The following is a 7,712-nucleotide window of genomic DNA, read 5'->3' on the forward strand; positions in this document are numbered from 1 at the left end:
TAGCACCCGCTCATGCAACAGCTTGATTTTATAGTAATGGCCGTTTTTGCGGTTTTTCAAATGGTGGTCGGACTGGCTTTTTCCCGAACAGGAAAAGACTCCAAATCATTTTTTGCTGCCGGAGAAGCCGCTCCGTGGTGGATCAGCGGGCTGTCGCTTTTTATGAGTTTTTTATCTGCCGGTACCTTTGTCGTTTGGGGTTCCATTGCTTATAATTTAGGGTTTGTAGCCATTACTATTCAGCTTTCCATGTGCATTGGCGGCCTGGTAACGGCCTGGTTCATAGCCGCCAAATGGAAAAACACGCAGGTCATGACCGCCGCCGAATACATCGGGCGGCGGTTGGGGGTTCGGGTGCAGCAGTTCTTTACCTACCTACTTACCATCGTGACGCTCTTTATTACGGGCGGAGTGCTCTATCCGGTTGGGAAGCTCGTCTACGTAGCCACGCCTTTTTCCCTCGAAACCTGCATCATTGTACTCGGCCTAATGGTCATTTTATATACAGCGATGGGTGGCTTATGGGCAGTTTTGGTTACCGACGTACTACAATTCGTGATCTTACTTTCGGCGGTTCTCATTCTGGTACCGCTCGCGTTCGATCAGGTAGAAGGCCCGGGAGCGTTTGTGGAAAAAGTCCCGGTTGATTTTTTTCAGGTATTTAATGGAGAATACACGCTCGAATTTACCCTTGCTTTTGTGATGTATCACATCGTTTACATTGGCGGTAGCTGGGCGTTTGTGCAGCGTTTTACGAGTGTACGAACCCCGCAGGAATCCAAGAAAGTAGCCTTTCTTTTTGCGGGTCTCTATGCTGTGAGCCCTTTTTTATGGATGCTTCCACCCATGATTTACCGCGCGCTCAATCCCAGTCTGAGTGGGCTCGAATCAGAAGGCGCCTACATGCTCATGGCTCAGCGAGTGCTTCCGGTTGGGCTGGTGGGGCTGATGCTCGCAGCGATGGTTTCGGCCACGGCAAGTACCGCCAACACACTGCTCAACATGCTGGCGGCGGTTTTTACAAACGATGTGTACAAAAAACTTCTGCGCCCGGCTGCAAGCGATGCAAGTCTTGTTAAGGTAGGGCGTAGCATGACCGTCGTTTTTGGACTCATTGCCATTGGCATTGCGCTGTTGGTTCCGCATATTGGCGGGCTGGTCAATCTGGTGCTGAGCATTGGCGCTATTTCGGGCGGATCGCTGCTTTTGCCGGTAGTTTGGACGCTTTTTTCCAAACGCCAAAATGCTACATCTATTCTTACCGTAGCGCTGATCAGTCTGGCCGTCGGGTTGTTTTTTAAGTTGGTAAGTCCGGCACTTTTCTCGTTTTCGCTGAGCCGGGCAGCCGAAATGATGGTGGGCGTAGGCGTACCGGCGCTGTTGCTGGCGGTCTTTGAATGGTTAATTTTTGGTAAAAAAATCTCAGATCCTGCCTACGACACCTTTCAACGCTGGGCCGACGAGCGGCAACTAGCCAACGAAGCCGCTGCTGCCGAAGTGAACACCGGAACCAACACCCAAAACACCTTCGCCTTGCGGGCTATTTCCATCAGCTTTATATTAACTGGTCTGAGTATTGCGGGTTTAGGAATTAACAGCGGTGAAAACATCGTCCTCATTGCCGGAATCGGCAGCGTGCTGGTGCTGGTCGGTGGCTGGATCGGCTGGTCGGCACGGACTACGTCGGTTGCGGCCAGACAGTCAACAGCGGTGGATGAGAAAGAACCTTTTTTGTGATAGAATTTTCTTGTAAAAAATTATTTAATTATATATAAATCAAATACTTATAAAAGTTTTCTGCTAAAAGTTAATTGCTCAAAACTACTTATATTGATCTTGGTTAAACGAATTCCCGAATGAAAAAAACTACACTCCTTTTTGCTTTACAGTTTTTATGCAGCAGCCTTTTGCTGGGGCAATATTCCATCAAAGATCCGGGTGCCATTCCGCTTAACGGCGACTGGTCCTTTACGCTCGATCCGGCGGAAATGGGCGTTCGCGGCGGTTGGTTTAGCAGTAAAGTTCCTACCTCCCGATTTGACAAAGTGACTGTTCCGCACTGCTTTTCGGTCGATCCGCGCTACCAGTTTTTTACCGGGACGGTCTGGTATCGCAAAAATTTTAGCTGGAAACCTCAACCTAATGAACGGGTCATTCTGCATTTTGATGCGGCCTACTACCAAACCGACGTTTGGCTGAACGAGCAGAAAGTTGGTGAACATGAAGGAGGCTATACGCCCTTTCATTTTGATATTACGGACCTCTTAAAATCAGGAGAAAATCTGCTGTCTGTATCGGTTAATAACAATACCTGGAAGCCCGGCAGCATTCCGGGGGCCAAAGACAACGACCAACCCAACGACCCGTTTATGGGCTGGATGAACTACGGTGGCCTGAATCGGCCCGTGTACCTGACCGTAGAACCGGATGTCTACATTGAAAACCTGAAAGTAGAACCCACGCCGGATTTGGCCAATGGTACCGCACGTCTGTTGCTTAAAGTTCGGGTGCGAAATGCTACAAACCAGGTAGTTAGTCTTACTCCTGCCTACACAGTTTCCTTTAAAGGTTCGCCAATTTCATTAAAATGGAAGGAGAATAAACCCAAAATTTCGGCTGGACAAACCGGCATTCTGGAAGCTGAAACTACGCTGACGACCGCACAGGTAAAACTCTGGAACCTCGATCAACCGAATCTGTATCAGGTGCAGGTTGCGGTAGGAAAAGATACGATTCGCAGCCGATTTGGTATCAGAAAAGTGGAAGTGAAAAATGCGCAACTGCTCCTCAACGGCCAACCGATGCGGCTTGCAGGCGGAAATCGGGTCGTGGATTATCCCGGTTTGGGCGCGCTGGAACCGGATTGGCTCATCGAAAAGGATTTTCGACTTATGAAAGAAGCTGGAATGGAGTTTCAGCGGCTCACACACTACACACCGTCTGAGCGCTTTTATGACCTGGCCGACAGCCTCGGCATGCTCATTATTACCGAAGCCGGAAACTGGCAGCTCACACCCCGACAAATGGACGCTGATTCGTTGCGTACGAAGTTTAAACAACAATTTACAGAAATGATGGAGCGTGACTGGAACCACCCGAGCGTCATTGCGTACAGCGTAGGCAACGAATACCTTTCTGAACAGCCCGCCGGACAGCGCTGGACGAAGGATATGATTGAATGGGCAAGAACTAAGGACAATACGCGCCTGTATACGTTTGCCTCGATGCGACTGAATATTTTACCCAAAAATCCCGAAGATGAAGCGTCACAATATGTAGATTTTGTCTCGACAAATACTTACGGGAATCATGCCAAATCACTGGATCATATTCATAAACTCTACCCCGACAAACCCATTCTAATTAGTGAGTGGGGGCGGCGGGCCGATGCCGAAGGAGGCGAGCAAAAGCAGGCCGAACACATTGAAGAAATAGCCCGGCTGGCTCGGGAGCGGCCCTACGTGGTGGGCGCTTCGTGGTGGACCTACAACGATTACCAAAGCCGATATGCAGGAACCAACGCCAACGGCTACCGTCCGTGGGGCATTGTGGGCCCTACCCGTGAACCGCGTCCGGCGTTTTTCACGCATCAGAAGGAAATGGCTCCCCTGACGCTGCAACTCAAAAGCGTTGAAAAAGGCTCAAACGGTACGCACCAATTGGTAGTTACCTTGACAGGCCGGGCGGATTTTCCGGCATACACGATGTTGAATTATACGCTCGAAATTGACAATCAACGAGTAGTAATTCCTTCGTTAAATCCCGGTGAAAGTAAAGATGTGAAGATACCAATTCGCGGGTTTGAACAGGAACTCCGGGCGGTGGTCAGGAAACCTACGGGATTTGTGATCCTGGAAAAATTACTTTCATTGAAAGAATGAGGCTTAGAGGTAAACTCTTGTTTTTCAGATAATTTATCGGGAAAATAGGTGGTGAAAAACTATTTTTTGATTCCAATTTTTTTAGAATGTTAAAATCAGAAGCAATAAATTCCAGAAATCCACAGACAAAAAAAATCTCTGCCGATCTGGTCATTGTGGGGGGAGGGCTGTCGGGCGTGTGCTGCGCCATCACGGCTGCCCGGGCGGGCACGCAGGTAATTCTAGTGCAGGATCGGCCCGTGCTGGGCGGGAACTCGTCTTCGGAAGTCCGGCTATGGGTGCTGGGTGCCACCTCGCACATGGGCAACAACAACCGCTGGGCCCGCGAAGGAGGCGTGATTGATGAGCTGCTGGTCGAAAACCTTTACCGCAATCCGGACAGTAATCCGCTGATTTTCGATTCCATTTTACTGGAAAAAGTTATCACGGAAAATAACATTACGCTGCTGCTCAACACGGCCATTTTTGAGGTCAAAAAAGTAGACAGTAACCCCAATAAAATTGCTGAAATCATCGGCTTTTGCAGCCAAAACTCCACCCGCTACGAACTTGCCGCCCCGCTCTTTTGCGATGCCTCCGGCGATGGAATCGTAGGTTTTCTGTCGGGGGCTGCCTTTCGCATGGGTGCGGAGTCGAGCGAAGAATTTGGTGAAAAATTTGCGCCAACGAGCGAGTATGGCGAGCTGCTGGGGCATTCCATGTATTTTTATTCCAAAAATGTAGGCTATCCCGTTTCGTACGTGGCGCCCTCGTTTGCGCTGGATGTAACCCAAAAAATCCCGAAGTTTCGAAGTTTCAATACGCAGGATTTTGGCTGCCGGCTATGGTGGATTGAGTACGGCGGTCGCCTCGATACCGTACACGATACCGAGCAAATCAAATGGGAATTGTGGCGCGTCATCTATGGCGTGTGGGATTACATTAAAAATTCCGGAAATTTTCCCGAAGCCGAAAACCTGACGCTCGAATGGGTCGGAACGATTCCGGGAAAACGGGAAAGCCGCCGCTTTGAAGGCGACTATATGCTTGTGCAGCAGGATATTGTGGAACAACGCCCGCACCACGACGACGTTGCTTTTGGAGGGTGGAGCATTGACCTGCATCCGGCGGATGGTGTTTTTAGTGAAAAACCGGGCTGCAACCAATGGCATAGCAAAGGGCTATACGGCATTCCGTACCGCTGTTTTTATTCCAGAAATGTAGAAAATCTTTTCCTTGCCGGACGAATCATATCGGCTTCGCACGTGGCCTTTGGGTCGTCGCGGGTCATGGCTACAAGCGCCCACGGCGGTCAGGCCGTTGGTATGGCGGCGGCGCTGTGTTCCCGCACCAAACAATCGCCCCGCGGATTGGGTGAACCCCGGTACCTGGCAATGTTGCAACAGGAATTGCTGAAAACCGGACAGCATATTCCGGGCCTGCGCCTCAAAGACGAAAAAGACCTGACGCAATCGGCCCGTATTACGGCCACGAGCGAACTGCTATTGCAGGAGTTGGCCGAGGAACCGGTGGCGGTGCCGATGGAGGTGGGCGTGGCACAGATGATTCCGGTGCTGCCGGGCAAAATGCCACGGGTTATTTTTCATCCGTATGCTACGCAGGCTACCGAACTGGATATTGAACTTCGGGTATGCAGCCGTCCTGACAGCCACTCACCCGACACCACGATGGACCAAAAAACCATCCGTCTGCAAAAGGGCAGAAATTGCCTGCATTTGGACTTTGACGTGCATTTTGATGCACCCGCTTACGCCTATTTTCTTGTAAAAAAGAATGAGCAGGTAGCTTTAAAATACACAAAACAGCGGATGACGGGGCTACTTTCGGTTTTTAATTCCATCAATCCTGCGGTATCTAACTACGGAAAACAGGAACCCACCGAAGATATTGGCGTGGATGCGTTTGAGTTTTGGTGCCCGCAGCGCCGCCCCGGTGGTAAAAATCTGGCGCTGAGAATTGAACCTGCCGTAGCTTGTTTTAAGGCAGAAAATATCCGAAATGGCCTGCAACGCCCTACGCATCAGCCCAATGCCTGGGTAGCCGACCCGACCGATGTGGCTCCGGCGCTGACGCTCAGCTGGACCGAAACGCAGCGCATTTCACGGGTAGAGCTGTTTTTTGATACCGATCTGGATCACCCCGCCGAAACCGTGCTGATGCGGCATCCCGAGAATATTTCTCCCTTTTGCGTCCGCTCATTTCAGCTGCTAAACGACCGCAACGAAGTGATTTGGCAACAAACCGACAACCATCAAACCCGACAAATTATAGAGTTCCCCAAGCCGCTCAGTACCATAAGCCTGACCGTCCGGGTTGAGCATCCGTCCGGTACTTCACCGGCTTCGCTGTTTGAAGTACGATGTTATAGCTGAGGTAGAAGCTTTTAAACGGGTAACGGGCAATTTCTGGATTCAGGAATTGCCCGTTTGTTTTTTGGTGCAATGCGAATTCTTCCACCTTGGGCTGTGTCCCACAGCCCCTTTGTGTTAGCCTTTTGAGATAGTTGGATTTTGGGAAAGCAAATGGACGACATTTTAGTTTGGATGAGAAAAATGCATTGGTTTTCAGGGCTGTGTGACACAGCCTACGGAGGAGCTTCGCTGTTTGAAGTACGGTGTTATAGCTGAGGTAGAAGCTTTTAAACGGGTAGCGGGCAATTTCTGGATTCAGGAATTGCCCGTTTGTTTTTTGGTGCAATGCGAATTCTTCCACCTTGGGCTGTGTCCCACAGCCCCTTTGTGTTAGCCTTTTGAGCTAGTTGGATTTTGGGAAAGCAAATGGACGACATTTTAGTGTGGATGAGAAAAATGCATTGGTTTTCAGGGCTGTGTGACACAGCTCACGGAGAGGGGATTTTATAGTTGGCCAATTTGTTGGGTTATCTTAATTTCATCACCCTCTTCGTGCAAAATCGAAGATTGTACCAACAGCAACACCAAAAGCAAGTCCAAGAGCAATGCTTTGCGAGATGTTTCCTGATTGCTTGCCATAAACCAATCCGAATAAAAGACCAAGTGCTGCGCCAATAGCAATTCCACTGCCAGGATTTTTTTTCTTAGTATCAGCCATAGTTTTCAATTTTATTTGTTGTGAAAAATCCTTTGTTTGTGCTGTGAGAATTAGCATATGGAATAGGTTACACGTCACCCACCATTGAGCCAAACGCCTGTTACCACGCGTTATTCAGTATCATTTTCTGAACTAGTATCTATACCTTCATCAAGTTTTTTCAACATTATTTCTTGACGTATCATCTTGTATACTGTTTTTCCAAAATCTGTTAAACTCCAATATTCGTTAGTGTCTTTTATTTGGTGCTTCTTATCTGAAGGTTTAATCAAGTCTAGAACCATCATATCTGCCAAAATAGTTTTCATTGTATTTGTTGGGATAGGGGATGGGGATCTTAATTCCCTTTTTCTCTGAGGGTTAAGCATTATTCCAGTGAAATCAAGGCAACGGCGAGTAGAGTTTTCAATCATTAATTCTGGTGCAATCAAATTGAAAACTTTGTATAGTTCAAATTCTGTTTTTTCCTCCCAATCTTTTCCATTTTTGTAAAAAAATGAAATAGTCCTATTGTTCTTTCTTAAAATATTTAGTGTATTTAGAATATGGTCTTCTTCTTTTTTCTTTTCATTTATTCTAAAACTACTTAACTTTTCTCTTAGGTCTGAATTTTCCTTACTTAATCTCGATACTTCATTAGACTTGATGCAATGCTGATTTTCAAGTAGATAAGTAAAAATTCCATAATCCAGCACATGCTTCCATGGCTGAATCGTGGTTGTCAAGATTATGTGCTCTAATACGGTCAGATATGATACGATA

Annotated in this window: 5 protein-coding genes; 3 read left to right on the forward strand and 2 right to left on the reverse strand. The window is 48.1% G+C overall.

Annotated features, from left to right (window positions below; translation table 11 throughout):
* Positions 1-12: 12 nt before the first annotated feature.
* The 3 genes from EZE20_RS23215 (at position 13) to EZE20_RS23225 (ending at position 6,253) form a co-directional block, all read left to right on the forward strand.
* Positions 13-1,737: a sodium:solute symporter family protein gene (locus EZE20_RS23215; protein WP_132122288.1), complete on the forward strand. Its 1,725-nt coding sequence runs from the start codon at positions 13-15 to the stop codon at positions 1,735-1,737.
* 119 nt (positions 1,738-1,856) lie between these two features.
* Entirely contained in the window at positions 1,857-3,881 is a 2,025-nt protein-coding gene (locus EZE20_RS23220; protein ID WP_132122290.1) for a glycoside hydrolase family 2 protein, read from the forward strand.
* Positions 3,882-3,967: 86 nt separating this feature from the next.
* Entirely contained in the window at positions 3,968-6,253 is a 2,286-nt protein-coding gene (locus EZE20_RS23225; RefSeq protein ID WP_132122292.1) for an FAD-dependent oxidoreductase, read from the forward strand.
* Between the two features lie 520 nt (positions 6,254-6,773).
* On the opposite strand, the gene EZE20_RS23230 is transcribed toward EZE20_RS23225, so the two are convergent.
* Positions 6,774-7,007: a hypothetical protein gene (locus EZE20_RS23230; RefSeq protein WP_132122294.1), complete on the reverse strand. Its 234-nt coding sequence runs from the start codon at positions 7,005-7,007 to the stop codon at positions 6,774-6,776.
* Between the two features lie 53 nt (positions 7,008-7,060).
* Positions 7,061-7,712, reverse strand: a 652-nt coding sequence (locus EZE20_RS23235; RefSeq protein WP_207104711.1) for a hypothetical protein, incomplete at its 5' end; no start/stop codon positions are given.

The sequence above is a fragment of the Arundinibacter roseus genome (genome assembly GCF_004348825.1).
Taxonomy (GTDB): Bacteria; Bacteroidota; Bacteroidia; order Cytophagales; family Spirosomataceae; genus Arundinibacter; species Arundinibacter roseus.